Origin of the sequence: Thioalkalivibrio sp. AKL10 (assembly GCF_000381845.1) — a bacterium.
Classification (GTDB): Bacteria; Pseudomonadota; Gammaproteobacteria; order Ectothiorhodospirales; family Ectothiorhodospiraceae; genus Thioalkalivibrio; species Thioalkalivibrio versutus.
In genome coordinates, this window is the sequence record NZ_KB907143.1 from 344820 (window position 1) to 371758 (window position 26939).

Here is a 26939-nt window from a genome sequence, read left to right on the forward strand (position 1 = left end):
ACGTGTTAGGTGACACGCGAGGCTGGCCAGCATGCTGGGTCACAGGTGTGCTGGCCAGCTTGGCGTTTGCAGTGTCCGCATGGGTTGTGATGCCCACGGCCGCTGCTTCTGCAAGTAGTTTCAATGTCCACGAATACGAGCCTACCCCGCTGTCGGGCAGCGAGGTGGAATTGGGGCTGGCCGATGCCATTGCCCTGGCCCTGCGGCGGAATACCCAGCTGCAAAGCGCGTATCTCGATCGCGTAGTCGATCAGTTGAATCTGGCGGTGGCCGAGGCGCAGTTTCGGCCCCGGGGTACGATCGTGTTGGGTGCACAGCAGAACCGGGCGCCCGGGGATGATGCCGAGACGCAGCGGTCGAGCACCCTCTCGCCGTCTCTGGATACCGAACTTCCGACGGGTGGCCGAATCGGTTTCAGCTGGAATCTTGACCAGGACCATGGCCTGGATGAGCCCGCCATCCAAACCTCGCGCAGCTCCCAACTTTCGCTGGACCTGAATCAGCCGTTGCTGCGTGGCGGCGGCCTGGCGGTGGGTCGGGCACCCCTCGAGATTGCCCGCTTGCAGGAAACCGCGAGTGCCCTGGGGCTGGAAGAGACGGTGGTCGGGACCATCGATAGTGTGATTGCGGCGTATCGCGCGCTGTTGCAGGGGCAGCAGCGCCTGGAGATCGCGAAGGGTTCCCTGGAGCGCACCGTTGAACAGCTGGAACGCAATCGTGCGCTGGTGGAGCGAGGGCGCATGGCATCCAACGAACTGGTGCAGACCGAGTCGCGTCTGGCCAATCAGCGCTTCAGTGTCAGCCAGGCCGAAGACGGCGTGGATCAGTCTCGGCTGGAGCTCCTGCGCCTGCTCAACCTGGGGCGTGACACGCGTCTTCGGCTGCGAGACACAGTCGAGCTGGAGGCGCTTGAGAGCCTTCGCGTTCGATCTCCCTCGCTGGAAGCAGCAACATCGATTGCGCGTGATAACCGTCCGGATTATTTGCGCCTGCGGATCGCGCGCGAGATCGAATCGATCGGGCAGATGCTGGCCGAGAATGAACACCTCTGGAGACTCGATCTGAACGCCTCGCTGGATGCCGGGGCGACCGGGCGAAGCGCTCGGCAGGCCACCGGTTCGACGCTGGACGAACGTCCGGGATATGCATTGGGGCTGGAGCTGGAGATCCCGATCCTGGATCCGGAGCGGCCGGTTCGACTGCTTGAATCCCGCATTCGCCTGCGGCAATCGGAAATCCAGTTCTCCGAACGAGAAGTCGAGCTGGAGCTGGAAGTGGAACGTTCCCTGAATGATCTTAACAGTCGCTGGCAACAGTTGGGCTTGGCGCAGCGCTCGCTGGAATTGGCGCGCGAAAGCCTGGAGATCGAGCGTGAGCGGCTGGCGGTGGGCCGGACGACGTCGTTCCAGGTCAATGCAACCGAACAAAACCTCCAGCAGGCCGAGCAGAGCTTGTTGGACGCCGTGATTGCGTATCTGAATGCGCAGACTGCGCTGGACCGGGCGCTGGGGACCACGCTGGATAGCTGGGGGCTGTCGCTCCCTGAAGCGGGAGTGATGCCATGAGCGACAGTCAAGTTGTGTTGAGTCAGCAGATCCTGGATTCGATGGCGGATGGGGTGCTGGTCGTCGACGCCTCTGGCGCGATCACGACCTTGAATCCCGCCGGGGCGGCGATTCTCGGTTTGCGGGCCGATGAGGCAGAAGGACGCAGCCTGGCCGAGGTGTTTATCGGAGAAGAGGGCTACGCAGCCTTTGTCGATGCATTGTTCGAGGCGGTCTATTCCGGTGTGATGCAGCCCGACCAGATGGTGTCCATCAGCGTGGGCGGGCACGTGCGTTCGCTGAAGTTGACCACCTCCTATCTGGCGCCCCGGCAAGCCGGGGGCGAACGCGCCGTGCTGGCGGTGTTTACGGATGTGACCGACCTGGAGCAGGCACGCCAGGCCGAGCAGAGCCTTTCCGATGAGCTGCGCGGCAAACACAAGGAACTGCAGGACGCCTTCCTGGAAATCGAGGCGAACAGCGAGGCCTTGCAGCAGGCGTACCGCCGTTCCGGCCGCATGCGGCTGATGATGACGGCCGCCGTTGTGGCCGTATTTGCGGGTGCTGGGTACTGGGCGATCCCGAACGCCGCGTTGCCCGAATTTGGTGCCAGCGATGCCCAGGTCGTCGATGCCACTCAGCCCGGAGCGTTCGAGGTGCAATCGCGCGCGGTGGAAACCACCACGAGCTTTTCCGGGCGGTTTCGTCCGGGCGATGTCATTACGCTGATCAGTCCTTTCGAGTCCACCGTGGTGGCCCGCCACGTTGAGTATGGCGAGCGGGTGGATGAGGGTGATCTTCTGCTGGAGCTCGATTCGACCGAGATCGATATCCGCTATCGGCGTGCACGCAGCGACCTGGCGGATGCCGAGTCGGAGCTTGAGGACCTGGAGGACTGGGAGCAGGGCCGCGAGATGGCCAGTTCACGCCGCAGTCTGAGGCAGGCCGAACGCAATTTGAGTAACGATCAGCGCGAACTGGACGATGTCGAGCATCTATTCGAACGTGGCATCGTTCCCGAGCGCGAGTTGCGGGCGGCCCGGGAGCGAGTGGAAGAATCCCGAGTGCGGGTCGAGGCCGCGCGAGAAGACCTGGCGGAGACCTCGCGTCAGGGCGGTGACCGGGCGATTGCGCGGGCTCGCGTCGAGGTGGAGAACGCGCGCGCGGAGTATGAGCAGGTACAACGCCAGCGTGAGGGGGCCCGCGTCTACGCCCCGGTCGATGGCGTCGTTCTGGCGCCCCTTGGCGAGGACCGGGATGACGGCGAGCGGGTAGAGGCTGGGGGGCGTGTGTCCAGTGGTGCCGCCCTGCTGGCGGTGGGCGACCTGTCTTCCCTGGAGATCGAAGGTACCGTTGATGAGCTGGATATCCATGACGTCCAGGCGGGTCAGTCGGCCCGGGTGAACGTGGTGCGAGGCGGGGGTGACCCGATGCCGGCCCGGGTGTCCTATGTGTCTTCGCAGGCGCAGGAAGGGAGCGGACGAGGCCTGCCATCGTTCCGCCTGATCGTGCGTATAGATGACCTCGACGCCCAGGACCTGGACCGGATTCGGGTGGGGATGTCCGCCTCCGTGGATGTGATCACGCAGCAGGATTCGGATGCGGTGGTCGTACCCCATGCCTATCTGGGCGGGAGCGGGTCGGAGCGTTGGGTCCTGCGGCAGACATCCAACGGCTCCGAGCGGGTCGCCGTGGAACTCGGCCGGTCCCGATACGATGGGGTCCAGGTGCGAAGCGGCCTGGAACCCGGAGACCGGCTGTTGCCACCCGGTGGTGAAGGTTGATGTCCGCGGCGCAACCGCTGGTTAGCCTGCAAGACGTCCATCGCTCCTATCGCGTCGGACCCACCGATGTGCACGTCCTGCGCGGAGTTCAACTCGAGATCCACCGGGGTGAACTGGCCTCGCTGATGGGGGCTTCCGGCTCCGGCAAGTCCACGCTGATGAACATCATCGGGATGCTCGAACGCCCGTCTTCGGGTGATTTCTTTTTCGAGGGTCAGGACGTGCTGCAACTCGCGCCCGATGCCCTGGCGCATTACCGCAATCAGCAGATCGGTTTCGTATTCCAGACCTTTCACTTGCTGCCGCGACTGACGGCCCTGGATAACGTGGGGCTGCCGCTGCTGTATCAGGACGTGAGCAAGCGGGAGATGCGTCGCCGTGCGCGCGAGATCCTGGGTCGAGTCGGCATGGGGGATCGGGTCGATCATCGACCCAACGAGCTCTCCGGCGGCCAGCGCCAGCGCGTCGCGATTGCGCGTGCACTGGTGGGTAACCCTTCCGTGGTGTTGGCCGATGAGCCCACCGGCGCGCTGGATTCGAGTGTGGGCCGCGAGATCATGGATCTGTTCCACGAGCTCAACGGCGAAGGCGTGACCGTGGTGATCATCACCCACGACCCGTCCATTGCACGGGAGTGTCCCCGGCAGCTGGTCATCCGGGACGGTGTGGTCGCCGGCCCGGAGCAGGTGCCGGCATGAGGTTGCGGATGCTCCTGGGCGAGGCGAGCCGCAATATTGTGGCGACCAAGCAGCGCTCCCTGCTGGCGCTACTGGGGATCGTGATCGGCACGGCCTCGGTCATCGCGATGCTGAATGTCGGGTCCATCATGCACAACGCGGTGCTGGAGCAGTTTCGCGCGATGGGGACCAATGTCATCAATATCCGACAGCGCTACGCCACGGATGAAGACGACCCCGCGCGTAACCAGCTGGACCTTGCGCTGGCTCGGGCGTTGGGGCCGGCCCTGCCGCAATTGATTCAAGTCGCGCCATTTGATGGGGCGAGTTCGCAACTGCGCGCGGGCGCGGAGACCCAGAATGTCCGGCTGACGGGGGCGACCGAGGCGTTACAGGGGCTCCTGCGGGTACGCCTGGCCGCCGGGCGCTGGGTCTCCGAGCTGGATGGGGTGGAGCTCCAGGGTGTGGTCGGTTCCGAGGTGGCATCCAACTATGCCGCGCAGACCAATCAGCCACTGGAAGTGGGTGCCCGAGTGGGGCTGGGCGGCTACACCATGACGGTGGCCGGAATCCTGGAGCCGTATCCACGAGGCGGCGGGGTGAGTCCGATCTCCCCGAACCGGACGATCTTTCTACCGATCGAAGCCTTGCAGCGTTTCGATGCCGATGACGAGCTGGAAGGCATCCTGGCGCGTGTGCATCCACAGGCCGACCATCAGGAACTGGCGCGAACCATCGAGACCTGGGTGGAGGAGCGCGCCCCGGGGTTGCCCGTGGAGGTGAATAGCGCCGAACAGTTGCTGGCCAACATGGAGCAGCAAAGCCGCATGTTCACGATCATGCTGGGCGCGATCGGCAGTATTGCGCTCATCGTGGGGGGCGTAGGGATCATGAACATCATGCTGGTATCGGTCACCGAGCGACGCAAAGAGATCGGCATTCGGCTTGCCATCGGGGCCCGCAATGCCGACATCCGTCGCCAATTCCTGGTCGAGGCGGTCATGCTGTGCCTGCTGGGCGGTGTCATTGGGGCCGCGTTGGGAACCGGGGTGGCCATCGCCTTTGCCCATTTCACTGGGAACCCGTTCGTGGCGGCACCCATGGCAGTACTGCTGGGCGTTTCCGTCTCCACGCTAACGGGGATTGCCTTCGGGTATTACCCCGCCCTGCAGGCCTCGCGGCTGGATCCGATCATCGCCCTGCGTAGCGAGTAGAGCGTCCCAGCCGGCGCCAGCCACGATAGAGGCTGGCCAGCAGGACCAGCACGGCCAGGCCCTGAAGGAAGCGGTCGCCATGGCGTTGGTAGAAAGGGCGCTCCGCCACGGTGTGGACCACGAGGCTTTGGGTTGTGCTCCGCCACTGAGGCGTCTCGCTACCTGGCACCACTCGGCCCGTCGCGTCGAAGACAGCGCCGCCTCCGGTGTTGTGCAGCATGACCAACGGACTGCGGTTCTCCAGGCTGCGTGCGCGCGCGATGGTCCGGTGCGCATCCGCGGCGCGCGGCGAACCGAACCAGGCGTGATTGCTGATGTTCACGATGATCCCCGCTTGCCCCGACAGGCTCTCGCGCACGAGGTTGGCGAACAGACTCTCGAAACAGATCGTCGGGGCCAGGTGCACCCCGTCGGGCCCGGTCAGGGACTGTTCCGCTTGTCCCGGGGTGAAGCGTGAGGCATGTGGCAGGCGCTCGCGTAGCCAGGGTAGTTGCGCTTCGAACGGCAGGTATTCGCCGAATGGCACGAGCTTGCGTTTGCGGTAGGTCCCGGACAGGCCGGCCCCGGGCTCGAACAGTAGGGCGACGTTATGAGTGCCATGGCCCGGGACATTCCGGTGCTCGGTCCCATTGACCAGGATGGGTACCCCGATCTCGTCGGCCAGGGCGGCAAGGGCGCGATGCCCCCAGGATTGCGGAGCCGCCTGAAGTGTCATGGCCGCCTCGGGCCAGATCACCAGATCCAAATCCGGGTCGGTCTTGTGCAAGTCTCGAGTCTGCTCAATGGCGGTATCGATGTCGTTGTTTCGATCGGCCATCGGCATGTCGTCGCGCCGCACATGTACCGGGATATTGGGCTGTACCAGGCCCAACCGGGTGCTGTGTTCCGGAGCTGCCCGTTCCAGTGCATCCAGGCGCAGGCTCCCGTAGGCCAGCAGGGTCACCACCAGCAAGCCGAGGAGGACTGGCGCTACTGGGGTGAGCGTGCGGCGACTCACCGCGATCAGCATGCCGGCGGCGAGAAAGCCGATCGAGGTCGAGAAAAAGAGCAGCAGGGGCATGCCGCCCACATCGACGACTTGTGCCAGCAGGGGGTGGGCGAGCAGGGCGTAGGCAAAATGTCCGGGAACGACCTGCGGCGAGAAGGACAGGGCCACCGTCAGCAGTCCCGCTGCGAGCAGGGCCTCAGCGGGACGTTCCAGGCGCAGCGCAAGTGCGGCGACTGCAGCGGAGAACAGCGCGTAGGGTACTGCGTGCAGGACCGCCAGCCCCAGCACCATCAGGCTGCCAAGGGTCCATGGGAAGCCGAGCCAAGCTTCGGTGCCGGATACGACCCATCCGAGCGATGGCAGCCAGTAGCCCAGGCCCGCCAGAAGGCCGGCCGCAGCGGATGCGCCGAGGGTCAGGCCCTGCAAGGCGAGCCCCAGAAGGGCAATGGATATCAGGACGAAGGCCCCGGGCAGGGGGCCCTCCGGGAAACTCAGGTGAAAGAGAACCGCGGAACCTGCCAGCAGGCCCGCACGCGCGAGTACGGACAGAGCGGACCGCTGGATCACCAATGCCGTAACGGTGGGTGTGCCGCAGCTGCTTGGTGGATTAGCGGATGCCGAGGCGGTTCGGACAGCCGCCGCCGCTGTAGTTGATCTCGGTGATCTCGACCTGACCGGAGACTACGTGAACCTCCGAACGGTGGCTGAAATCCAGCCGCTTGCTCTCGCCTTCGCGCCACTGTTCCCGGTCGCGGGCTTCGAGTGTGTGACTTTCGGTGTGCAAGTCCATTGCGTATCCCTGCAGGGTGCTGTCGGCAAGCCCGCGGAATCCGATGCACCCGGTGGCGAAGATTTGCGTGGCGAAGAGCTGTACGCTGTCGCCGCTGCGCAGGACGTCCCCTTCATCGGCGGAGCTGCCCCCACTTGAGGCTACCGCAGAGGAGAGGGTCACCGAGGCGAGCGAAAGCACGACCGCAGTGGTGAGCAGGCGAGAAACTGGATTCATTGCGGATACCGGGTTGGGGTCGGGGTGCTGGTTTGCCCTGCCGTGGCCATCAGCCGACGCGCAGTGCGAGACGATCGGGGCAGCCCCCGCCGCTACGATTGATCTCGGTGATCTCCACGGAGCCAGAGAGCACCATGATTGCCGAGTTACGGAAGTCGAACCGTTTCGTCTCGCCTTCGCGCCAGCGCTCCCGACCGCGTTCCTCGGTCGAATTGCCTCCACGGTAGGACTCGATGATCTGATATCCCTGCACTTCGCTGTCGCTCAGGCCCCGCAGTTCCATGCAGCCGGTGGAGCCGATCAAGGCCTGCATGCGGGTTTGGTCCCCCGCGCGCAGCTCGTCACCTACATTGGCGCTGCTGGTGCTCGAGGCCAGGCTGGATCCCGAGGTGGCCACCAGGGCCGATGTCACGCTCAGCAACAGGGCGCGTCGTATCGGTTGAGGGATCATTGGGACGTGGCCTCCGTGCTTGTTCGCCGTTGAATGCGGGCCAGCCTAGCATGGGCAGTGCCGACACCTTTATATGGCGTGAGTCCAGCGTAAGGTGAGGTGTTTTGGGCGGGAATGAAGCATCCGTGTCTACGCCGGATGACCGGGCCACGATGCGGATCTCAATCGATGTACGCGGAGGTGTCTGTTGTCCTGGATGGGATCGTCAGATCCCAGCGTTCGAGCACGATGCCCATCGCGCGATCCAGGTCGGTCTGGGCGTTCTGGTAGTTGATGGCGGCATCCAGCAACGATTGCTCCGCCTCCCGGAGCTCGCGCTCCACGCTTTCGACCTCGAACCCAGAGGAACGCCCGACCGCGAGCTTTTCCTGCTCGATCGCCACAGCCTGTTGTGCCAGATCCAGCGCTTGTTCGGCCAGATGGAGTTGATCCCGCCGGCTCTCCAGCGCCCCAAGGGCGCGTTCGACCTCAATGCGGATGGATGTTCGGAGTTCCTGGGTCCGCAGGCGCGCCTGACGCTGGTCCACCCGTGCCGCGCCAAGGCGTTGTTGACGCGTGTGCCGATCTCCCCAGGGGATGCTGAGGCGCAGGCCCAGGGAGTGGCCAGGAGACTCTTCGAAGCCGCGCTCGATGGCACGAGTGGTAGACGGACTATCGCCCCGCAGTTCGACCGAGGCGGACACATCCAGTTGCCAACGGTTGGCGTCCTCGGCCAGCGTTCGATCGAGAGCAGTCAGCCGTTGCGTGACCAGCGATTGGCGAAATTCCGGACTCCGATCCAGTGCCGTATCCATCGCGCTTTCGAGGGGGGGTGTATCGGCGAGGAGTCCGTCAATGTCGTGGACATCAATCGCGTCCCGTGGCTCGATATCCACCCCGGGTTCCAGCCCAATCAGTCGAATCAGATCGAGCTCGGCCTGATCCCGGCGCTCCTGGGTCTGCGCCTGCTGTAGCTCTTGACGCGCAAGGCTCTCGTGCGCCGGGGCCAGATCCGCTGCCGCCAGCCGCCCGCGTTCCACCAGCTCTGTCCGGTTTTCCAGCTCTTGGCGACTTCTTTCCAGTGCCAGCTCGGCGAGTTCGACCCGCTGGTTTTCCAGGATCAGGTTGCGGTAAGCCTGAATTACCTGGGCGAGGGTGCTGATGACTTGTGACTCCAGGGCCAGTACGTTCTGTTCCTCGTTCAGGTGCGCCCGTTCCACCGGCGCCCGGCCAATCTCCAGACCCCCACCGCGCAATAGCGGTTGCGTGATGTCCAGCGTGACTGCGGAGGCGCTGTCTGGCGCGGTGTCGGGCGCGTCGGATTGGAGTACCCGTTCGATCCGCCAGTTCAGGCCCGCCTGCGCGCCGGTGGGAAGCGCGAGGCTGGCACTTGGGTTGACGCTTGCGGTGCGCGTCCGCACGCCGTTCGCGTCCGCTGTACGTTGCTCGCGAGCCTGAAGCGTCACGGCGCTCCGGGGGTGAAAGGCCTGATTGGCCAGATCCAGATTGGCCCGGTCGACCACACGGCCCAGGTACGCGCCGCGCAGCGACGGATTGCGGGCAAGCGCGACCTGCAAGGTCTCGCGCAACGTCAGGCGCAGGGGCGCGCTCCCGGCTCGCATGCGCGATTCAATTGCGGAGTCGGCCCCCGCGACCACGCGGTCCGGGTCGCCAGGGTTTCCCGGGTCAGCCGCAGCGGGCGTCACCAGGACCAGGAGGCAGCTGAAGAGGGCAGGATGTTTGAACAAACGCATGGCTGGCGGGAGGGGAGCGCAATCTCGATCAGCGGGTGAGTTTCCGGCGACCGCCCGCAAACCTGCGCGCCATCCCATGCAGGCAGTATCCCAAGCCAACCCTTATGCAGTAAAGCTGAGGCTCAGCCGGCCGCAGGGTGCCGGCATTGACCATCATCGGGAATGGATCCCGATCCTCATCAGGAAACGGCGACACGAGTGGAGCAGATGCCCTCTGCACCTACTTCAATTGCCAGGTGGGTGATCTCTTTGAGCATTTACCTGAGGGTGGTGAGGCGCCGGAGTAGGGTGGCAATTTGGGCACAGCGCCAGGAAGTCATCCCGTTGCCTCGTCCGAGGGACCCATGGCGCGTAGCGGCACAGGTTGGTTACAGAATTGGTCACAGGACTTCCGAAGCCACAAACGAAAAAGGGACCAGCGACTGTAAGTCGCTGATCCCTTTCTCTGGAATATGGCGCGCCTGGAAGGATAGCGGCGACGCGGCGCGTCTTGCCCTTCCGGGTGTCGGCCTGGGGCCGACACGTACCTCGCTGCGCTCGGGATCGAACCGGATTGTTGAACGGAGGTTCGAATCCTTTGTACCAGTAGAAACGAAAAAGGGCACCCGGATGTGGATGCCCTCTCTCTTGGAATATGGCGCGCCCGGAAGGATAGCGGCGACGCTGCGCGTCTTGCCCTTCCGGGTGTCGGCCTGGGGCCGACACGTACCTCGCTGCGCTCGGGATCGAACCGATCGTTGAACGGAGGTTCGAATCCTTTGTGCTGGTAGAAACGAAAAAAGGCACCCGGATGTGGGTGCCTCTTCTCTGGAATATGGCGCGCCCGGAAGGATTCGAACCTCCGACCACCTGGTTCGTAGCCAGGTACTCTATCCAGCTGAGCTACGGGCGCATCGACTGAAGGCGCGCATTATCGCGATTGGTCCCGAAGGATGCAAGCCGTTGCGGGGGATTCTTTGCGTTCGGCTTGGTCTGCCTGGCTCTCCCAGCCGTGCACGATCGGGCGATAGAGCGTGCTTCGCGCTCCGTCGCGTTCACGAATGCGGTCGTGGGCGAAATCCTGCATGCCGCCGACGCCTGCGGAGGCATGGCCGGCGCGGCGTTGTTCCGGTATGGATTTCACGATTCGAGCGTGCGCCCGAAAAGCCCAGGGCCCGGACGCGAATCAGAAGTTGTAGCCAAGTCCGACAGTGTACGAAAAGTCACTATCGAGGAGCGCATTCTCTGCGTCATTCGAGCCACTGAAGAACCATTGGTATTCAATGCGACCGAGGGCGTAGGTATCCTCCAGGAGGTAGTACTTCAAGCCCCCATCCAGTCCGGCGAACCCGCTGTTGTTGACCCCGTCGCCGTAGACTGCGCCCAGGCTCCCGCCAGCGAAGGGACGCATCCGGCCGTCTGTGTCTTGAAGGTTGAGATAGCCTCGAGTGGCTCCGCTCCAGAAGTCATTGGTCAGGAAGTCGCCCTCGAGGTCGGCGTAGTGGATGCTCTGGCGGACGCCGAGGACCAAGTGACCACGCAGATACCAGCCTATATCACCCGTGATGCCGAGGTTGGTGTTGTCGAACCTCCGGTCACTAATGCCACTTCCGGAAAGCGAGAATTCGCGGTCGCCTATGGAGGGCCCAAAGTTGGCGGCCGATCCTTGTTGAGCCTGGACGGAAAGGGCGAACGGTCCAGCCAGGCAGAGCATGACTGCGGCTACCTTTTTCATCATTACCTGCCTCCTGAAACGTTACCCGCCGCGTTGGCATGGGGCAGAGCCTTTGGAGTGCGACCGCGACCGGGAGGGCCCGCTTTGCATCCGAAACGGCAGATTGCGGTCGCAACCGAGAGGGCATCTGTACGTTGCCGCACATTCGCCCCCGGGCGCGTTGGGTTTCAGTTAACGGGAGACAGAAAAAATACGAGAGATCAATGGCGTAACGATGATTTCGATACGTCATATGAGGTGTTGAAATGGATCTTCAGCGAGACGCTGATTGAAGCGCGTTTGCGTGTTCTCGCGGTGTCGCCCATGTCGTCCGAGACAAGGGCGCGCTGTGCATTGGGTAGTGAACGAAAGGCGCCTGATCGGGGACGCACAGAAGTCTCTGTCAACCTGCTCTTCGAGCAGTGATGAAGCGACTTTGCGGCCCGATTGGATGGTGGCGGGGGGCGGCTGCCCCCTGATCGGGGTGTGCCTCGGGGCAGGGCAGCAGGCGTTCTTTCGAATGGCCCCTACCCCGGGCAAGAAGGCTCAGAAGTTGTAGCCGAGGCCTACGGTGTAGGCGAACGCACCATCGCGGAAGGCATCTTCTGCATCGCTGGAGCGGCTGAAGAACCACTGGTATTCGACGCGGCCCAGGACGTAGGTGTTCTCCAGGACGTAATACTTCAGGCCGCCTTCCAGGCCGGCGAACGCACTGTCCTTGACGCCGTCGCCGTAGATGAAGCCCAGGCTGCCCCCACCAAAGGGACGCAGACGGCCGTCCGTCGTCTGGAAGTTGAGGTAGCCACGCGTGGCGCCATTCCAGAAGTCATTGGTTATGTTCTCGCCCTCGATGTCGGCGTAGTTGATGCTCTGGCGGATCCCGAGGATCAAATGATCGCGGAGATACCAGCCCATATCGCCCGAGACGCCAAAGTTGGTGCTGTCGAACTTGCGGTCACTGCTGCCGCTGCCGGAAAGCGAGAACTCGCGGTCGCCCATGGACGGTCCAAAGTTTGCCGTTGATCCGGCCTGCTGGGCCTGGACGGCGAGGGGGAGTGTTCCGGCCAGACAGAGCGTGAGCGCGATTAGCTTCTTGGTCATTACGTTTCTCCTGATTGGTCCCCATCCGGGGCGGGATGGGGTGGTTGTCTCGGTGGGTTCTGGGCGTCCCCGGGAGGCTCCGGGTCGATACTTGGGGTCAGATTACGTTTCCAGCGATGGGGTATCTGTACGTTGGCGCACACAGACAGCCGGTCGCGCTGTGTCCCGGTTCGCGAAAATCAACAGACCCCTCGATTCCCCGGAACCGTGGGTCCAAGTAGTGCTTTTCAGGAAGGGAAGAAGCCTCGATGGGAAGAACGAAGATGGACGCTGCGCGTGAAGTTCGGGCGGGTTTGTGCGATCCCGCACAGACGGGCACGAGTGGGCTCCGCAGGGTTCTGGATCGGGCGGCAATCAAGCCGGCCAGCCATTCGGAGGAGTGCGAGATGAACTGGAATATCGCGAAAGACCACTGGAAGCAGTTCAAGGGCAAGGTCAAGGCGCGTTGGGACAAGCTGACCGACGATGAACTGGAAACCGTGGCGGGGGAACGCGACGAGTTGGTGGGCTGTATCCAGGAGCGGTATGGCGTGAGCCGGGCCGCGGCCGAAGGACAGCTCGTAGAGTTCGAGAGGAAGGTGAGTCGGGTACACCACTGAACCGCCAGTCGTGGGTGGGGGCTGGCCCGCCTGGGCTCGTTTTCGGGGTTTGGTGATTGGCGTCTGGACCTTGCTGGCCGGAAACTGACTATGCAGTTGGGGGGCGCACTGTGTTTGCGTAGGCGCGGAGCGTCATGTCACCCGGGCGCGAGATGACCATTGTCTCCGTAGCGAGTCGGTGGCCCCGAGGGGTGAGGACCCCCTCGAGGCAAGGATGACCAACGCGTTAGTCGCGTTCGTATTCCGGCATTTCCTGCAGCGTGTCTTCATTCATGTCGATGTAAAGCTTGACCTCTCCGTCTTCCGACGTGCGCTCGATACGGTCCCAGGCGATTGCCACGTCCTTTCCGCCGAGGCCGAGAACGCCGCTGCCCGTGCCGATCACGACCGCGACGATACGGCCGTCCCGATCGACGACCAGATCATGGACCTCCCCGATCTCGTCGTGGCTTTCGCGGCTATGGATCTTCTGGTCCATCAGATCCGAGACGTGCAGCCCCTGGTCCGGCATGCGCTGGATATGGGGGGCATCGTCGCGGGCACCCGCACGTGATTGTCCCATGGCGTCGCGGTCGTGGCCTTCGGCGCCGCGTTCTTCCATCATCTCGTGGTCGTCCGAGTCCTTCTCGTGTTCGCCGGCCATCGCGCCGGTCATGACGCCGCCCAGGCCAAAGACGAAGATGGGGACCGTGGCCGCCGCGAGTTTGAGTGAGGCAAGTGTTTTCATGGTGTCGCTCCTTTGATGGTCCGGCATTCAATCCGGAAGTCGATGGCGCGTGCATCGCGCAGGCACTTCGACCCGGCGATGCGAACGCACCAACGATGTTGCGGAGCGCTGTCACCCACGTCTGTACGTTGCGGCACACACCTGGTTCGTAGCCAGGAAGTCTATCCAGCTGCGCTCGCATCGACTGGATGCACGGCGGATCGTGATGAGCCCCAAGGCAGCAAGCCATCGCGGTGAGTGTGCTGTGGTTCTCTGACCCCGTCCGCCGTCCTTATCCCCTCGGGACGGGGTGATAGGGCGTACTGCGTACTCGGTCGTGTTCATGCATGCGGTAATCGACGAAGGCGTCCTTGTCGTCAAAGTGCAGGAAGGGGTTGCCCGCATCCTCCTCCGCCAGTGTGGATTCCGCCTTTTCCGCGTAGTTGTGGCCCGGGTGGATGCAGGTATGGGCCGGAAGCCCCTCGCGCAGGCCGTTAAGGGTGTGAAACATCTGTTCCGGATCGCCGCCGGCCAGGTCGCAACGGCCGCAGCCGAAGACGAACAGGGTGTCGCCGGTGATCAGGTCGTCGCCCGCCGGCATGTGGAAGCAGGCGGAGCCGGGGGTGTGGCCGGGGGTATGCAGGAAGCGGATCTCGGTGTCGCCCAGACGCATCTCGTCGCCACCGTGGTGCAGTTCCGGACGTTCCAGTTCCTTGCCCCAGAACTCGGCCTCGGGCTTGAGCAGGTGCAGTCGTGCATTTGGATACTGTTCGAGGATTGCCTCGACCCCGTTGATGTGGTCGTGGTGGCTGTGCGTCAGCAGGATGTCGGAGATGTCGACTTCGTTTTCGCGGGCCTGACGGATGATCGCCTCCGGATCCCAGGCTGGATCGACCACCGCACCACGATGGCTGGCGCGATCCTCGATCAGATAGACGAAGTTCTCCATCGGGCCGAGTTCCTGGCGGTGGATGCGATAGGGCAGTTGGGTACGGTCCATCGAGGTCTCCGGGAGTTATTCGTGGTTTGGTAGGGTCTATCCGTTTCCTATCCTGTGCCGAGAAGGGGAGTGATGCCAATTTCCGAAGGTTCGCCAGTTGATTCCGAAGTTCTGGATGCCGAGACCGACTGGGAGGCGCGCTATCAGGCGGGTTCGACCCGTTGGGATCGCGGTGCGCCCAGCCCTTCGCTGGAGCGTTGGTTGGAGGTTACCGCGCTGGGACCCGGTTCGCGGATTGTGGTGCCCGGTTGCGGTTTTGGGCACGAGGTGCCGGCTTTGGCCTCGCGGGGTTTCCGTGTGATCGGGCTGGATGTGGCGCCAACGCCGGTAGAGCACTTGCGCCGCGAACTGGCGCAGGCCGGGCTGGAGGCGGAGGTGGTGCAGGCGGACATGATCGCTTGGCAACCAGAGGTGCCCGTGGACGGCATCTACGAGCAGACGTCTCTTTGTGCCCTGCCGCCCGAGCAGTGGTCGGCCTACGAGGCGAAGCTGCATGGCTGGCTGCGTGAAGGCGGTGAACTGTTTGCGTGTTTCATGCAGACCGGTCGCGATGGCGGGCCGCCCTACCATTGCGCAGTGCCAACGATGCGTCAGCTGTTTTCTGCCGATCGTTGGGATTGGCAGGACGAGGTGGGCCGTACCGACCATACCAATGGCAAGCACGAACAGCTGTATCGCTTGATCCGGCGTTGAGGCGCTGCTGTGGCTCGTGTGGGGCGGGCCTGTGCGGGGCCCGTGCGGCGATCGGGAATCTCCCGCGTCCAGGCGTGGTAGATGCGGTGAAGTGCATGCGCATGATCTAGATTCGCACTAGGGAGGGCCGCAAGGGCTTTCGGCCGGCGGGCTCTCCCGTCCACCCGAACCAGGAGTGTGCGATGAAAGTCTGGATGCTCGTGTTGTCGTTATTGCTGCTTCCGCTTCCGCTGGCCGCGTCCGAATCGACGGAGGGGGACGAGGCGCTGGATCCTGAAACGTTGCAACAGATGGTTCGGCTGAGTGCCGAGGTTTTCAAGATCGAAGATGGTGTCAGCATCGACGAGGCCATCGAGTCGATGAAATTGCGGGCCAATCTGCGCAATTTCCAGGAGGTCGCCGATTTGCCGCTGTCGGATCAGGTGCAGGCAATGGGCGGCGAGGGCAATTACATGCGTATTCTCGCCTTCTGTGATGCCCTGATCGCCAACCAGATGGTGAAGCACGACATCATCTTTGCGAGCTTTCTGCCCTGTCGTATCGCAGTGGTAGAGGATGACGAGGGGCAGGGCTGGATCGTCACCACCAACATGGACATGATGCTGCATGCGACGGATCTCCCCGAGGATCTCGAGGTCGTGGCCCGCGAGGTGCGCGACACGATCTACAGCATCGTCGAGGCGGGGCGCACCGGAGATTTCTGAACGTCCAAATGAAACGCCCGCGGCTCCTTTCGGAGGCCGCGGGCGTTGTCTGGTACGCGCCTTTGAGTCGCCGCGCTTAGCCGTTGGCGGCCTTGCGCTTGATCATCAGCGTGCCGTCCGCGCGCGAGCCGGTGTTCTTGGGCCCGCTGGTACCCTTGCGCACGGGGCGTTTGCCGGGTGCGGCGGCATAGGCCGGACGCTTGCCGTTGCCCGGGGCCGGGCCGCGCTTGGCAGGTGTGGGCTTGCTGGTCGGCTTGGACCTGCCGCTGGTCTCCGGCTTGTCACTGCGCGGCTTGGCGGTTTTGCGCGGCGCAGGCTTGCGTGCGTCGTCCTGGTTCGCGGCCTGGCCCGGGCGCGGGGCCTGAAGGGTCAGCTCCAGCTTGCGGTTGGCAATATGGATGTTGCCCAGGCGACGAATCGCGGCTTCGTCCAGCGACGCCGGAAGATCCACATGGCTGTGGTCGTCACGCAGGCCAATGCGGCCGATGTCGCGGCCGTTCAGGCCGCCCTCGTTGGCCAGCGCGCCAACGATGGCACCCGGCGCCACGCCGTTGTTGCGGCCGACCGGCATGTAGTAGCGCACCATGTCGGCTTCCGGCTCGCGATCCTTGCCGCGCGACGGGCGCTCGCCTCGGGGCTTGCTGTCCCGGCGGTTGTCGCCGCGCTCGGAATAGGGGGCACGGGCGGCCGCCAGCAGCGGATCGGCGCCCTTGTTGGTGTTGGCGTCCAGCGGGCTGCCGGCGGTGGCCAGTGCGACCAGGGCTGTGGCGAGTTCGCGCTCGGATACGCCACTGTCGGTCAGCAGGCGCTCGACCAGGGCTTCGTGTCCGGAGTTCTGCTCGCTGCCCAGGAGGGCCTGAACGCGCTCGGCGAAGCGCGTCTCGCGGCGGGCCTGTACGGCCTGGCGGTCGGGCACCGGCTGTTCGCGCACCGGCTTGCCGGTGAGGCGTTCGATGTCTTTCAGCATGCGGCGCTTGCGCGGTTCCAGGAACAGGATGGCGCGGCCCTTGCGGCCAGCGCGACCGGTACGGCCGATGCGGTGGACGTAGACCTCGGCATCGCCGGGGGCGTCGAAGTTAAAGACGTGGCTGATGCGCGGCACATCGATGCCGCGGGCGGCGACGTCGGTGGCGACGATGACGTCCAGGCGGCCGTCGCGCAGGTCACTGACCACACGCTCGCGTTCGCCTTGTTCCATGTCGCCGTTCAGCGCGGACGCGGCGATGCCAGCCTGGCCGAGTGAATCGGCGATCTCGACCGTAGAAGCCTTGGTGCGGGCAAAGACGACCGCGCCGTCCAGGTCTTCCTCGGTCTCCATCAGACGGGTCAGGGCCTCCACCTTGTGGCGGGCATCAACCAGGCAATAGCTCTGGTCGATGTCGGTGCCGGCCTCGTTGCCGGCGCCGATGCGGATCTCTTCCGGTTCGCGCATGTGGCGGTGCGCGATACGACGGATGGGCGCCGGCATGGTGGCGGAGAACAGGGTGGTCTGGCGCGCTTCGGGGGTCTGTTCCAGGATCCACTCGATCTCTTCGACAAAGCCCATGCGCAGCATTTCGTCGGCTTCGTCCAGCACCACGACGCGCAGGGCGTCCAGGTTCAGGGTGCCGCGCTTGATGTGGTCGACCACGCGGCCGGGCGTGCCGACCACGATCTGCGGGCCCTTGCGCAGGGCGCGCAGCTGTTCGCCCATCGGCTGGCCGCCGTAGACGGGCAGCACATCGATGCCGGAGAACTCGCGGGCGAACTCAGTCAGGGCGCCGGCGACCTGGTTGGCCAGCTCGCGCGTCGGGGCCAGCACCAGTGCCTGGGGCGCGCGCTTGCCGGCGTCCATCAGGTCAATCAGCGGCAGGCCGAAGGCGCCGGTCTTGCCGGTGCCGGTCTGGGCCTCGCCCAGAACATCGCGGCCTTCCAGCAGCGCGGGGATGCAGGCGGCCTGGACCGGGGTCGGGGTCGTGAAGCCCATGTTCGACAGGGCATGAACCAGCGACTCGGAAAGCCCGAGCTGGGAGAAGGAGGGGGAATCAGACATTGAGGGTACTCACACAGGCCGGAAACGAAGGCCCGGCGAAAATCGGATGGCAACTGCCAACCCCGCATCATACACGAATCAAAGGTGCAGCGAGTGAAAGCGTCGGATATCTTCCTGGGAGATGCGGCCTGACGCCCGAAATGCCACAACGGGGTGCCTGTCCTGGTCTGGGGAGGAATTGTTGGGCAGGACTGTTCGTTGTCCCACCGCAGCTGTCGGGATATAGTTCGTCCAAGGATTTTTGCTGGATACGGTATGTCGCTTAACCCTACGGACCTGTTTAACTTGCTGGCCGACGAGACACGGCTTCGCTCGCTCTTGCTGATGCAGGCGGAAGGGGAGCTGTGTGTCTGCGAGCTGACCCACGCTCTGGAGATGTCCCAGCCGAAGGTATCGCGTCACCTGGCCGCTCTGCGCCATTATCAGGTGGTGCGGACCCGGCGCGAGAGCAACTGGATCTATTATCGGCTCTCGCCGGAGCTTCCTGAATGGGCCGCGGAGATCCTGAAGACTGCGGATCGTGCTGCCTCCCGAACGGAGCCGTATACCACGGATCGCGGGCGACTCAACACCGCGCCCAGTCGTGCGGAGTGCCTGGATTCGGCCTGAGGCTCGTCGTACGCAGAAAGCTGCAATAACGTCCAAACGGCCGGACCACCAAGAGGGTGGTCCGGCCGTTTCTGTTTGGATGCGAAGCCTCGTGCGTGCCCGCTCAGTGAGGCTCGCGGTGGACGCAGGCGAGGATCGCCGTCGCGATGTCGTTGGCTTCGATGCCCGGGGCGTCGAGACCAATCTCCTGCATGCAGGCGGCCGTGGCGCTTCGCAGGGCTTCTTCTTCCAGTGGCTGGCCGTGCAGGGCGTCGGCGATGCGATCCATGCCGTCTTCCGGGAAGACCGTGAAATCGCCGGAGAGCAGAAGGTCGGCGATGTGGTCGTCCTTTTCCATCAGCTGGGCCCGGATCAGCCCGCCGGGGGCCTTGTGGGCGCCTTCGGTCAGGTGGGTTCCGGCGGCGATCTTGACGCCCATCTCGACGAATTTCCGGCCCTTGCGGTAGGTCCATTCGGGGTCGGTCAGCTCGGCCATCTGTTCCTCGATGGCGGCGGTTTCCTCGGCGGTGGGTTCGCTCATCTCGACCTCGACGGCGAGGTCGCTGGCCACGCGTTTCAGGAAGGCATCACGCACGGTCTCGCGGGCAGGCATTTCGCCGAGTTCGCGTGACAACGTGGTGATGTAGTCCTCCATGCCGGCGCGCAGCTTGTCGCGGAATTTCTCCGACGGGACCTTGAGGCAGCGCGCCATGGTGGCGGTGTCGAAGTCGAACATGAAGCTGCCGACCATCACGGTGGCATTGCCGATACTGGCGGCACCGGTACCACCGATCTTGCGTCCGTCCACGTGGATGTCATTCACCGGGCGGAAGGTCGCGTTCACGCCCAGGTCCTGGTAGGTGTTGATCACCGGGTCGATGAACTTCTTGTAGATGTCGGAGACGATCCGCGGGGCCTTGGACGACGGATAGATGAAGTGGAAGAACATCTGGTTGTGGTCCAGATACACCGCACCGCCACCGACGTGGCGGCGGATGATCGGCAGGTTCTGTTCCTTGCAGAAGTCTTCGTCGGCCTCCAGGGCGATCTCCTGATGCAACCCGACGCAGACATACGGGTCGTCGGGGTTGACCAGGGTGAGCACCGGATCGTCGTCCTTGCCCATGGCCTCGGCGATGCCGTGGTAGACCGCCTGGGAACGAACGGCGGGCTGCTGGCCGAAATCGATTACGCGTAAACGCATGGTGTTGTCCTTGTCTTGTCTTGGGGGCGATGTCTGCGGCCGGTCTAGAACTCGGCGTTCCAGGTGAGCCCGAAGCTGCGGCCGGGGGCCCAGATGTCCTGTACGCCATTGGCCGGGTCCAGGCGTGCCTCGGTCATCTCGTTGACGTGCTCGCGGTAGGTCTTGTTGGCGATGTTGGTCACGCTAAAGGTGATCTCGTTGGAACGAAAGCCGGCGCTGGGCCCGAAGCGGTAGCCGACCGCGAGATCGGCGGTGGCGAATCCGGAGGTGTTGCGTTCGCTGTTCTCCGTGAAGGTGTCGGCCGTCCGGCTCTGGCTCGCCACGGCCCGGATGCGGGCATCCCACTGCCAGCCCTGCGGGACAGAATGGCTGAGCCCGACGCTGGCCTCCGGCGGCGGCATCTGGGTCAGCGGCTCGTCAAAGCGGCTGTCGCGGTTCTCGCCGCGAATCCACGTGCCGCTCGCGTAGCCGGTGATCGCGTCGGTGAAGGCGTGTTCCACCAGGGCCTCGATGCCGTGGATGCGGGCTTCGTCGAGGTTGATCGTCTCCTTTAAGCCCTGGGCGATGACCTGACCGCCGATGTAGTCGCGGATCCGGCTTTCGTAGGCCGAGACAGTGTAGGAGGTAGCGCCGATCTGGCCGCGGGCGCCCACCTCGAAGGTGCGGTTGCGTTCCGGATCCAGCTGCGGGTTGCTCTGCCAGGTGAAGCCGTCGCTGTAGGGGTAGGTCAGGTAGCGTTCCAGCAGGCTGGCGGAGCGGTAGCCCTCGGACAGGCTGAAGTAGGGGTTGAAGGCCTCGTCCAGGTGCCAGGTCAGGCCCGCGGACCAGCTGAGGTTGCGGTCGGTCTTGTCCAGAGGTTCGGGCACGTTCGCTGCGGCGTCGGCGCTGCCGCGCACTTCGTCATAGCGGGCGCCGAGGTTGACGGTGGCCCAGTCAAGGTAGGTCTCGTGCTGGACAAAGACCCCTGCGGATTCAATTCGCCCATTCTCAACCAATGGGCTAGGCGCTGCATTTTCGGGTCGGAACCCGTTGGCCTCGGTGCCGATGAACGAAACGGGACTTGCACGAAGGCGCCAGGCCTCGGCCCCGACCAGCAGGATCTGGTCGTCGGCGGGGACCAATTCCGTCTGCACGCGAAGCCCGTCCGTAGTGAAGTCGGTATCCGACGTGCGGTAATCGCGGCCGAGTTCCGCGTTCCAATCGTAGTTGCCACGCGAGAGTTCGTGTCGGTACACCGAGGCTTCGACGCGAGGCGCCCAAGCACCGGACAGTTCCCCTTCGTACAGGAGTTCGAAGAGATCGCGTGTCTGACGCGGAGTGTAGTGGGTGTTGAGTCCGAGCGGAGGCGCGCCGGCAGGGAGTCCGCTGGGGTCGTTCTCGTTGAAGTTGCGCGAGGCGAGGTACCAGACGTCCTTGCGCTCGTCGCGCTGGGCGCGGAACTGGAGCTCGTGGCCTGGTGCGAGCTTGCCGCGGTAGCGCAGGTGGTAGGCGTTCTGTTCGGTGCCGGAGTCGCGCAGACGGTCGCCGTCGCCGTTCTTGTAGTCGTCGGTGTTCAGGTAGGCGGTGGAGAGGTCCAGCACGTTGCGGTCGTTGGAGACGGTGACGCCGACCGCGCCGCGGATGCCTTCGTCGACCGAGGTGACGCCCAGGCGGGAGAAGCCGCGGGTCTCGGGTTCGTCGGTGAAATCGCCGCCGCGGGTGATGATGTTGATCACGCCGCCCATGGCACCGGCGCCGTAGAGCACGGAGCCCGGGCCGCGCACGATCTCGATGCGTTCGATCAGGTCGACGTTGACATAGGAAGCCAGCGAGCCGCGGGCCGGCGGCTGCATCGCATTGATGCGCACGCCATCGACCAGAACCAGCACCTGGTCGCGCTTCAGGCCACGAATGATCGGATCGGAGCCCACCGATCCGTCCACGGCCGTGGCGACACCCGGCTGGCCGCGCAGGAGGTCGCCCAGGGTGCGGGCCTCGCGGTTGCGGATTTCGCTGGCCTCGATCACGGTGACGGAGGACGGCGTCTCGTCGATCAGGGTCTCGTATCCGGTGGCCGTAACCGATACGGTGCCCAGTGTCTGAGCGGCCTCCTGGGCATAAGCGAGGGCGGGTGATGCAAGCAGACTGGCCAGCGTCAGATGACCGACAACACGACGTTTCATGACTCGATGGCTCCCCAATAAGCGTTTCAGAACGCGCTAAAGTAGGTTCGTCGATCACGAAGGGCAACTTAAACCCCGGATGGCCAGGCCCATTCTGGGCATGTCATGGCCGTTGGCGAACATGGGCCAGAGGAGGGATCCGCCATGCTGGAACTGGGAATCGTCGCGCTGGCCACCTTTTTCGTGACCATCGGGCCGGTGGATGTCGCGGTGGTATTCGCGGTCCTCAGTCGGGGCGTGGAGCCAGCCCAGCGCCGTGCCATGGCCATCCGCGGGGCGGCGGTCGCGGGCGGCATCCTGTTGCTGTTTGCGCTGGTCGGGGAGGCGCTGCTGTCGCTGCTGGGGATCTCGCTGGCGGCGCTGTACACCGCGGGCGGGATCCTGCTGCTGTTGATTGGCATCGACATGGTGTTTGCCCGCAGCTCGGGCGCGGTGTCGGCCACGGCGGCCGAGACGCAGGAGGCGCGCACCCGCAAGGACTTGTCGATCTTTCCGTTGGCCACGCCCTTGCTGGCCGGCCCCGGCGCGATGGGGGCCGCGATCCTGATGATGAGCCGGGCCGAGGGCGACTGGGTGGCCCAGGCCGTGGTACTCGGGGCGTTGGTGGCCGTTATGGTGCTTGCGCTGGTGTGCCTGCTGGTGGCGTCACGTCTGCAGCACTGGCTGGGCGTGACCGGCGCGCATGTGCTCACGCGCATCCTGGGCGTGCTGCTGAGCGCGCTCGCGATGCAGTTTATCTTCGACGGGCTTCAGCGAAGCGGTTTGCTCGGCGCCTGAACCGGCTGGCGTGGTCATGCGATGAACGGGGCCCCCCGCTCACGCGGGAAGGCCCCGGCAGATGGTGGGTTCAGAGCAGGTCTTCGGTGATGGCGTCGATGCCGGCTGCCGCGCACTCGTCATCGACCTGTCCGCTAGGGGCGCCGGAGATGCCGATGCCGCCGACAATCCGACCACCGGTGGTGATCTGCTTGCCACCGCCCAGAGTGCTGACGCCCGGCAGGTGCTGGATGCCATAGCCGGCCTCTCCTGGTTCGGTCATCTCGCGAAGCTCCAGGGTGTCGGTGCGGAAGCTGACGGCAGTCCAGGCCTTGCGGATGGCGGTATCCACCGTGTGCGGACCGGCAAAGCGGTCGCGCTTCAGGGCCTGGGGGGTGCCATGTCGGTCGACCACGGCCGCAGTGACCTGGGTGTCGCGTTCGCGGCAGGCCTCGACCGCGGCCTCTGCGGCCTTGACCGCAAGCTCGGGGATCAGCGTTGGGGTGTCGAAGGTACCCTCGCTGGCGTGCAGGGGCGCGGCGGCAAACGCAAGGAAGATCGGGGCAGCAAGGCAGTAACGCAGGGTGGTCATGATGAGCCTCCAGAAAGCTGTGGTTTCGCAACTCTGATAACTAGATGCCCAGGCACCGCTCTTCAACGCGCCGAGACCCCGCGCTAAGTGGTATCCACTTTCGATCAGGTAAATCTGACTATTCGACAGTAAGGTACGGAAGAAGTCTTATAAAACGGATTGAATAACGCCACGCCTGGCGGGTGTGCAGCTGGGGCCCGTAGGACGGGCCGATCAGGCGGCGCCGCTCGCGGCTTCACGCTCGCGACGGGCGAGATCGCGCAATGCGTGGCGCAGGGCCGGGCGCAACGGGGTATTCAGGTGAGCCCTCGCTCGCGACGGCGGGATGGCGTGCCGCCGGCAGAACAACCCCAGGGCGTAGGCAAGGTCGTCGCGCGAGAGTGCGGTTTCGCGTTCGGCGCTCGGCCCCTTGCAGGCACCGCACTGATTCACGCGGACCTGGAAGGCGGTATTGGCCAGCATGACCCCGAAGCCCATCTGGGTGGCGAGGAGTTCCGCGATATGGGCCTCGTTACCCTCCAGGGCGGGTGGGGGCTCGCCAGCCGTGGCGAGCAGGCGCAAGGCGATTTCGCGCGCGAAGTGGGCAATCAGCGCCTGGGAATGGGCGACGAGCTCCGGATCGTAGCGGATGCCGACGCCCCCGGACTGGGGGTCCGCCGGGTTGCGGCTCGGTCGGGCAGTATTCATCGCATCCCAGGGGATGGGATCGTCCATCAGGTTTCCAGGGTGCACAAGCCGGAACGGGCTGTCTGCGAGCCCGGCATGTTCCAGCACGCGATCGAACACCAGTTGAGCCATGGCCTGGCGATTGTCGGCTTGCCCGGGGAAGTGCTCGGCCGTGGGCAGAACGAGGTGAGCCTTGCGCAGCATCGACCCCAGGTGTGGTTCGTTCCCGGCCCAATCGAAGATGGCGTGGATCCAGGCCCGGCTTTCGGGATCGAGGGCCGGGGCGCGTTGAAACAGGCGGGGAATGAGCGAGATCACAGGCGATCCTGAACAGCAGATGTAGGCTCATTGTAAGGGAGGCGAGCGGGGCGTCGCGATCAATCGGTGCCCGGGCGGGAAGATCGCGTGGCTGGCCTGCTATGTTTGATGAACAGGGTGTGCATGACGGCATGCCGCCCCTTGGGGAAAACGCTGGATGAGCCGGGCTTGCGGGTAGCACAGCGGCGAAGCAATCCATGAACAGCGGATGGCCAGGCCCGATTGATTGGCTCGCTGCGCTCGAAATCATGGAAAGCGGGTGGTTCAGTGTTTTTCCGGGAACGCTACAAAGGAGGTTGGTATGAGCACGATGAAGGCGGCAGTTTTTGTCGAACCCGGGCGGATCGAGTTGCAGGAACGTCCAATCCCGGAGATCGGGCCGACGGACGCCCTGCTGCGGGTGACGACCACGACCATCTGCGGGACCGATGTGCATATCCTCAAGGGCGAATACCCGGTGGAGGCGGGCCGCATCGTGGGGCACGAACCGGTTGGGGTGATCGAACGCCTCGGGGACGCAGTGACCGGCTACGAGGTCGGCCAGCGGGTCATCGCGGGCGCGATCACGCCCTGCGGGCAATGCCATTCCTGCCTGGAGGGCATCTCCAGCCAGTGTGGTGGCAAGGCCATGGGTGGCTGGCAGCTGGGAAACACGATCGATGGCTGTCAGGCGGAGTACGTGCGCATCCCCAATGCGCAGGCGAATCTGACCCCGGTGCCGGACGGCCTGAGCGACGAACAGGTACTGATGTGTCCGGACATCATGAGCACCGGTTTCGGCGGCGCCGAGCATGGGCACATCCACATCGGCGATACGGTGGCCGTGTTCGCCCAGGGCCCTATCGGCCTTTGTGCCACGGCGGGTGCCAAGCTCATGGGGGCCACCCGGATCATCGTGGTGGACGGGGTGCCGGAGCGCCTGGAGACCGCCCGCAAGCTGGGCGCGGATGTGGCGATCAACTTCCGCGAGCAGGACCCGGTCGAGACGATCATGGAGCTGACTGGCGGGCGCGGGGTCGATGTGGCCATCGAGGCCCTGGGGCAGCAGCAGACCTTCGAGGCCTGTCTGCGCATCCTGAAACCGGGCGGGACCCTTTCCAGTCTCGGGGTGTATTCGGGCAAGCTTTCCATGCCGCTGGATGCGATTGCAGCCGGGCTGGGCGATCACACCATCGTGACCACCCTGTGCCCCGGCGGGAAAGAACGCATGCGGCGGTTGATGGAGGTCGTCGCCTCGGGGCGCGTGGACCTGACGCCGATGGTGACGCACCGTTACAAGCTGGCGGATATCGAGACGGCTTACGAGCTGTTCTCGCATCAACGCGACGGCGTGCTGAAGGTCGCCATTACGCCGTAGGCAAGCACTTGCTGAACCAGGCGGCCGCGAGTTCGGCTGCCTGTTCCAGCGTGCCCGGTTCCTCGAACAGGTGGCTGGCGCCGGGTACGATCTGGAGCTCGCAGCGCGCGTGCATGAGCGCCTGCGCCTGGCGATTCAGTTGAATCACCATGGTGTCGTCACCGCCCACGATGAGGAGGGTGGGGCTCTCGACTCGGGGCAGGGCGGCGCCCGCCAGATCCGGGCGCCCGCCGCGCGAGACAACGGCCCGGATGGTCTCCGGCGCTGCGGCGGCGGCCTGCAACGCTGCCGCGGCGCCGGTGCTGGCGCCAAACAGCCCGAGCGGCAGGGGTGCCAGGCGAGGCTGGGCGGCCGCCCATTGGCAGGCCTGCACCAGCCGCCGGCCGAGGAGTTCGATATCGAAGCGGTTGGCGTAGGTGCGATCTTCCCCTTCGGTGAGCAGATCGAACATCAGGGTGGCGATGCGGCTGGCCTGCAGTGTCCGCGCCACTTGATGATTGCGCGGGCTCAGGCGGCTGCTACCGCTGCCGTGCGCGAAAACGACGAGACCAATGGGTGTCTCGGGTACGCCGAGAATCCCCTGGTGGACCTGGCCGTCCAGGGCCAGGTCGACGGACTGTTCATTCGCGCGAGACATCGGGGTTTTCCGCACGGTGGACGGAGGCCATCATCGCGATGACCGCGTCGTCGGAGACTTGTTCGAAATCCTCGTAGTACGCCCCCACCGAGCCGCGGTAGTACTCGGGGATGTCCAGGGTGACCAGTTCATCGACCTCGTTTTCCAGGAGCGCCGCGGTCTCCGCTGGTGCCACCGGGATCGCCACGACCAGATGGCGAGGCTGGCGCTGACGTGCGTCGCGGATCGCGGCGCGCATGGTGAGTCCGGTGGCGATCCCGTCGTCGACAATGATCGCCAGCTTGCCGCCAACGTCCGGGGAAGGCGTCGTGCAGTACAGTTGGCGCCTGCGCCGGGCTTCGGCGCGTTCGCGTGCCTCGGCCTGGTCCAGCCAGCCTGGATCGACGCGTTCCGCCTCGCGTGGATTGCAGATCGGTTCGCCCTGCTCGGGCACGGCACAGATCGCGTACTCGGGATGGAACGGGTGGCCGATCTTGCGTGGGATCAGGAGATCCAGGGGCATGCCCAGATGCCGGGCGACGGCGATCCCCAGGGGGACTCCGCCGCGCGGCAAGGCATACACAACGCCGGGTTGGCCGCGATAGCGGTCCAGGGCGTGAGCGAGTTGCTCGCCGGCTTCCTTTCGGTCTCGAAATCGCATGGGGCCTGCGTTCCGCCTGGGTGGGTCTCACCTGGAGTGTAGACAGGCGTTGATCATTCGCGGGCGGCGCACACAAAAAGGCCCGGGACCAGCG

Annotated in this window: 26 protein-coding genes and 1 tRNA gene; 11 read left to right on the forward strand and 16 right to left on the reverse strand. The window is 64.7% G+C overall.

The window, feature by feature from the left end:
• The first annotated feature begins 71 nt into the window (after positions 1–71).
• Genes G333_RS0107415 through G333_RS0107430 form a run of 4 tightly spaced genes read left to right on the forward strand, consistent with a single transcriptional unit; the run spans position 72 to position 5219 of the window.
• Positions 72–1565 carry a TolC family protein gene (locus G333_RS0107415; protein ID WP_231373028.1) on the forward strand — a complete coding sequence of 498 codons (1494 nt, stop codon included), beginning with the start codon at positions 72–74 and terminating at the stop codon, positions 1563–1565.
• Positions 1562–3328, forward strand: coding sequence for a PAS domain S-box protein (locus G333_RS0107420; RefSeq protein ID WP_019628094.1), 1767 nt, complete (start codon positions 1562–1564; stop codon positions 3326–3328). The genes G333_RS0107415 and G333_RS0107420 overlap by 4 nt, the downstream gene beginning before the upstream one ends.
• Positions 3328–4026 (forward strand): ABC transporter ATP-binding protein, encoded by a 699-nt coding sequence (locus tag G333_RS0107425; RefSeq protein WP_019628095.1) that lies wholly within the window; start codon positions 3328–3330, stop codon positions 4024–4026. The genes G333_RS0107420 and G333_RS0107425 overlap by 1 nt, the downstream gene beginning before the upstream one ends.
• Positions 4027–4034: 8 nt before the next feature.
• Positions 4035–5219, forward strand: coding sequence for an ABC transporter permease (locus G333_RS0107430; protein WP_019628096.1), 1185 nt, complete (start codon positions 4035–4037; stop codon positions 5217–5219).
• On the opposite strand, the gene lnt is transcribed toward G333_RS0107430, so the two are convergent.
• From lnt to G333_RS0107450, 4 genes are all read right to left on the reverse strand, one after another.
• Entirely contained in the window at positions 5197–6732 is a 1536-nt protein-coding gene (lnt, locus tag G333_RS0107435) for an apolipoprotein N-acyltransferase (RefSeq protein ID WP_026340922.1), read from the reverse strand. The genes G333_RS0107430 and lnt overlap by 23 nt on opposite strands.
• An 82-nt stretch (positions 6733–6814) precedes the next feature.
• Complete coding sequence (locus G333_RS0107440; RefSeq protein ID WP_024325725.1) at positions 6815–7213, reverse strand: hypothetical protein; 399 nt, start codon at positions 7211–7213, stop codon at positions 6815–6817.
• Between the two features lie 49 nt (positions 7214–7262).
• Entirely contained in the window at positions 7263–7664 is a 402-nt protein-coding gene (locus tag G333_RS0107445) for a hypothetical protein (protein WP_019628098.1), read from the reverse strand.
• 161 nt (positions 7665–7825) lie between these two features.
• Entirely contained in the window at positions 7826–9397 is a 1572-nt protein-coding gene (locus tag G333_RS0107450) for a TolC family protein (protein WP_019628099.1), read from the reverse strand.
• A gap of 137 nt (positions 9398–9534) precedes the next feature.
• Between G333_RS0107450 and G333_RS15080 the strand changes: the two genes are divergently transcribed.
• Positions 9535–9684: a helix-turn-helix transcriptional regulator gene (locus tag G333_RS15080; protein ID WP_231373029.1), complete on the forward strand. Its 150-nt coding sequence runs from the start codon at positions 9535–9537 to the stop codon at positions 9682–9684.
• A 528-nt stretch (positions 9685–10212) separates the two neighbouring features.
• Here G333_RS15080 and G333_RS0107455 read toward each other — a convergent pair.
• From G333_RS0107455 to G333_RS0107465, 3 genes are all read right to left on the reverse strand, one after another.
• Positions 10213–10289, reverse strand: a tRNA-Arg gene (locus G333_RS0107455).
• Between the two features lie 273 nt (positions 10290–10562).
• Positions 10563–11114 carry a hypothetical protein gene (locus tag G333_RS0107460; protein WP_019628100.1) on the reverse strand — a complete coding sequence of 184 codons (552 nt, stop codon included), beginning with the start codon at positions 11112–11114 and terminating at the stop codon, positions 10563–10565.
• 522 nt (positions 11115–11636) lie between these two features.
• Positions 11637–12191: an outer membrane beta-barrel protein gene (locus G333_RS0107465; protein ID WP_026340923.1), complete on the reverse strand. Its 555-nt coding sequence runs from the start codon at positions 12189–12191 to the stop codon at positions 11637–11639.
• A gap of 386 nt (positions 12192–12577) precedes the next feature.
• Here G333_RS0107465 and G333_RS15260 point away from each other — a divergent pair, with 386 nt between their 5' ends.
• Entirely contained in the window at positions 12578–12790 is a 213-nt protein-coding gene (locus G333_RS15260; protein ID WP_026304820.1) for a CsbD family protein, read from the forward strand.
• A 226-nt stretch (positions 12791–13016) separates the two neighbouring features.
• Here G333_RS15260 and G333_RS0107475 read toward each other — a convergent pair whose 3' ends face one another.
• Complete coding sequence (locus tag G333_RS0107475; protein WP_018951898.1) at positions 13017–13517, reverse strand: PRC-barrel domain-containing protein; 501 nt, start codon at positions 13515–13517, stop codon at positions 13017–13019.
• Between the two features lie 271 nt (positions 13518–13788).
• On the reverse strand, positions 13789–14496 hold the full coding sequence (locus G333_RS0107480) for an MBL fold metallo-hydrolase (protein WP_018951899.1): 708 nt from the start codon (positions 14494–14496) through the stop codon (positions 13789–13791).
• A 72-nt stretch (positions 14497–14568) separates the two neighbouring features.
• Here G333_RS0107480 and G333_RS0107485 point away from each other — a divergent pair, with 72 nt between their 5' ends.
• Both G333_RS0107485 and G333_RS0107490 read left to right on the forward strand, forming a co-directional pair.
• Entirely contained in the window at positions 14569–15189 is a 621-nt protein-coding gene (locus G333_RS0107485) for a methyltransferase domain-containing protein (protein ID WP_019628103.1), read from the forward strand.
• Positions 15190–15371: 182 nt separating this feature from the next.
• Complete coding sequence (locus G333_RS0107490) at positions 15372–15893, forward strand: DUF302 domain-containing protein (protein WP_019628104.1); 522 nt, start codon at positions 15372–15374, stop codon at positions 15891–15893.
• Positions 15894–15969: 76 nt separating this feature from the next.
• On the opposite strand, the gene G333_RS0107495 is transcribed toward G333_RS0107490, so the two are convergent.
• Positions 15970–17925: a DEAD/DEAH box helicase gene (locus G333_RS0107495; RefSeq protein ID WP_019628105.1), complete on the reverse strand. Its 1956-nt coding sequence runs from the start codon at positions 17923–17925 to the stop codon at positions 15970–15972.
• Between the two features lie 255 nt (positions 17926–18180).
• On the opposite strand from G333_RS0107495, the gene G333_RS0107500 reads away from it, so the two are divergent.
• Complete coding sequence (locus tag G333_RS0107500) at positions 18181–18534, forward strand: metalloregulator ArsR/SmtB family transcription factor (protein WP_018951903.1); 354 nt, start codon at positions 18181–18183, stop codon at positions 18532–18534.
• Between the two features lie 103 nt (positions 18535–18637).
• Here G333_RS0107500 and G333_RS0107505 read toward each other — a convergent pair whose 3' ends face one another.
• Together G333_RS0107505 and G333_RS0107510 are read right to left on the reverse strand one after the other, a co-directional pair.
• Positions 18638–19717, reverse strand: coding sequence for a lipoate--protein ligase (locus G333_RS0107505; RefSeq protein ID WP_018951904.1), 1080 nt, complete (start codon positions 19715–19717; stop codon positions 18638–18640).
• Between the two features lie 44 nt (positions 19718–19761).
• Positions 19762–21879 (reverse strand): TonB-dependent siderophore receptor, encoded by a 2118-nt coding sequence (locus G333_RS0107510; RefSeq protein WP_019628106.1) that lies wholly within the window; start codon positions 21877–21879, stop codon positions 19762–19764.
• Between the two features lie 144 nt (positions 21880–22023).
• On the opposite strand from G333_RS0107510, the gene G333_RS0107515 reads away from it, so the two are divergent.
• A complete protein-coding gene (locus tag G333_RS0107515; protein ID WP_019628107.1) occupies positions 22024–22656 on the forward strand; it encodes a MarC family protein in 633 nt (210 codons plus the stop codon).
• Between the two features lie 70 nt (positions 22657–22726).
• On the opposite strand, the gene G333_RS0107520 is transcribed toward G333_RS0107515, so the two are convergent.
• Positions 22727–23227, reverse strand: coding sequence for a heme-binding protein (locus tag G333_RS0107520; RefSeq protein ID WP_018145527.1), 501 nt, complete (start codon positions 23225–23227; stop codon positions 22727–22729).
• A 213-nt stretch (positions 23228–23440) separates the two neighbouring features.
• Positions 23441–24211, reverse strand: a complete 771-nt coding sequence (locus G333_RS0107525) for a hypothetical protein (RefSeq protein ID WP_019628108.1) — start codon at positions 24209–24211, stop codon at positions 23441–23443.
• Positions 24212–24512: 301 nt separating this feature from the next.
• Between G333_RS0107525 and G333_RS0107530 the strand changes: the two genes are divergently transcribed.
• Complete coding sequence (locus tag G333_RS0107530; RefSeq protein ID WP_018145529.1) at positions 24513–25568, forward strand: NAD(P)-dependent alcohol dehydrogenase; 1056 nt, start codon at positions 24513–24515, stop codon at positions 25566–25568.
• Here the strand turns inward: G333_RS0107530 and G333_RS0107535 are convergent.
• Both G333_RS0107535 and G333_RS0107540 read right to left on the reverse strand, forming a co-directional pair.
• The gene (locus tag G333_RS0107535) at positions 25558–26205 is read right to left on the reverse strand and encodes a dienelactone hydrolase family protein (protein WP_018145530.1); all 648 of its coding nucleotides are present in this window, start codon (positions 26203–26205) and stop codon (positions 25558–25560) included. The two genes, G333_RS0107530 and G333_RS0107535, sit on opposite strands and share 11 nt — an antisense overlap.
• Entirely contained in the window at positions 26189–26845 is a 657-nt protein-coding gene (locus tag G333_RS0107540) for a phosphoribosyltransferase (RefSeq protein WP_019628109.1), read from the reverse strand. The genes G333_RS0107535 and G333_RS0107540 overlap by 17 nt, the downstream gene beginning before the upstream one ends.
• Positions 26846–26939: the final 94 nt, after the last annotated feature.

Coding starts and splice junctions, on each gene's coding strand:
- G333_RS0107420 (WP_019628094.1), top strand. CDS start 1,562: ATGAGCGACAGTCAAGTTGTGTTGAGTCAGCAGATCCTGGATTCGATG.
- G333_RS0107425 (WP_019628095.1), top strand. CDS start 3,328: ATGTCCGCGGCGCAACCGCTGGTTAGCCTGCAAGACGTCCATCGCTCC.
- G333_RS0107430 (WP_019628096.1), top strand. CDS start 4,035: ATGCTCCTGGGCGAGGCGAGCCGCAATATTGTGGCGACCAAGCAGCGC.
- G333_RS0107440 (WP_024325725.1), bottom strand. CDS start 7,213: ATGAATCCAGTTTCTCGCCTGCTCACCACTGCGGTCGTGCTTTCGCTC.
- G333_RS0107445 (WP_019628098.1), bottom strand. CDS start 7,664: ATGATCCCTCAACCGATACGACGCGCCCTGTTGCTGAGCGTGACATCG.
- G333_RS0107450 (WP_019628099.1), bottom strand. CDS start 9,397: ATGCGTTTGTTCAAACATCCTGCCCTCTTCAGCTGCCTCCTGGTCCTG.
- G333_RS0107460 (WP_019628100.1), bottom strand. CDS start 11,114: ATGATGAAAAAGGTAGCCGCAGTCATGCTCTGCCTGGCTGGACCGTTC.
- G333_RS0107465 (WP_026340923.1), bottom strand. CDS start 12,191: ATGACCAAGAAGCTAATCGCGCTCACGCTCTGTCTGGCCGGAACACTC.
- G333_RS15260 (WP_026304820.1), top strand. CDS start 12,578: ATGAACTGGAATATCGCGAAAGACCACTGGAAGCAGTTCAAGGGCAAG.
- G333_RS0107475 (WP_018951898.1), bottom strand. CDS start 13,517: ATGAAAACACTTGCCTCACTCAAACTCGCGGCGGCCACGGTCCCCATC.
- G333_RS0107480 (WP_018951899.1), bottom strand. CDS start 14,496: ATGGACCGTACCCAACTGCCCTATCGCATCCACCGCCAGGAACTCGGC.
- G333_RS0107485 (WP_019628103.1), top strand. CDS start 14,569: ATGCCAATTTCCGAAGGTTCGCCAGTTGATTCCGAAGTTCTGGATGCC.
- G333_RS0107490 (WP_019628104.1), top strand. CDS start 15,372: ATGAAAGTCTGGATGCTCGTGTTGTCGTTATTGCTGCTTCCGCTTCCG.
- G333_RS0107495 (WP_019628105.1), bottom strand. CDS start 17,925: ATGTCTGATTCCCCCTCCTTCTCCCAGCTCGGGCTTTCCGAGTCGCTG.
- G333_RS0107500 (WP_018951903.1), top strand. CDS start 18,181: ATGTCGCTTAACCCTACGGACCTGTTTAACTTGCTGGCCGACGAGACA.
- G333_RS0107505 (WP_018951904.1), bottom strand. CDS start 19,717: ATGCGTTTACGCGTAATCGATTTCGGCCAGCAGCCCGCCGTTCGTTCC.
- G333_RS0107510 (WP_019628106.1), bottom strand. CDS start 21,879: ATGAAACGTCGTGTTGTCGGTCATCTGACGCTGGCCAGTCTGCTTGCA.
- G333_RS0107515 (WP_019628107.1), top strand. CDS start 22,024: ATGCTGGAACTGGGAATCGTCGCGCTGGCCACCTTTTTCGTGACCATC.
- G333_RS0107520 (WP_018145527.1), bottom strand. CDS start 23,227: ATGACCACCCTGCGTTACTGCCTTGCTGCCCCGATCTTCCTTGCGTTT.
- G333_RS0107530 (WP_018145529.1), top strand. CDS start 24,513: ATGAGCACGATGAAGGCGGCAGTTTTTGTCGAACCCGGGCGGATCGAG.
- G333_RS0107535 (WP_018145530.1), bottom strand. CDS start 26,205: ATGTCTCGCGCGAATGAACAGTCCGTCGACCTGGCCCTGGACGGCCAG.
- G333_RS0107540 (WP_019628109.1), bottom strand. CDS start 26,845: ATGCGATTTCGAGACCGAAAGGAAGCCGGCGAGCAACTCGCTCACGCC.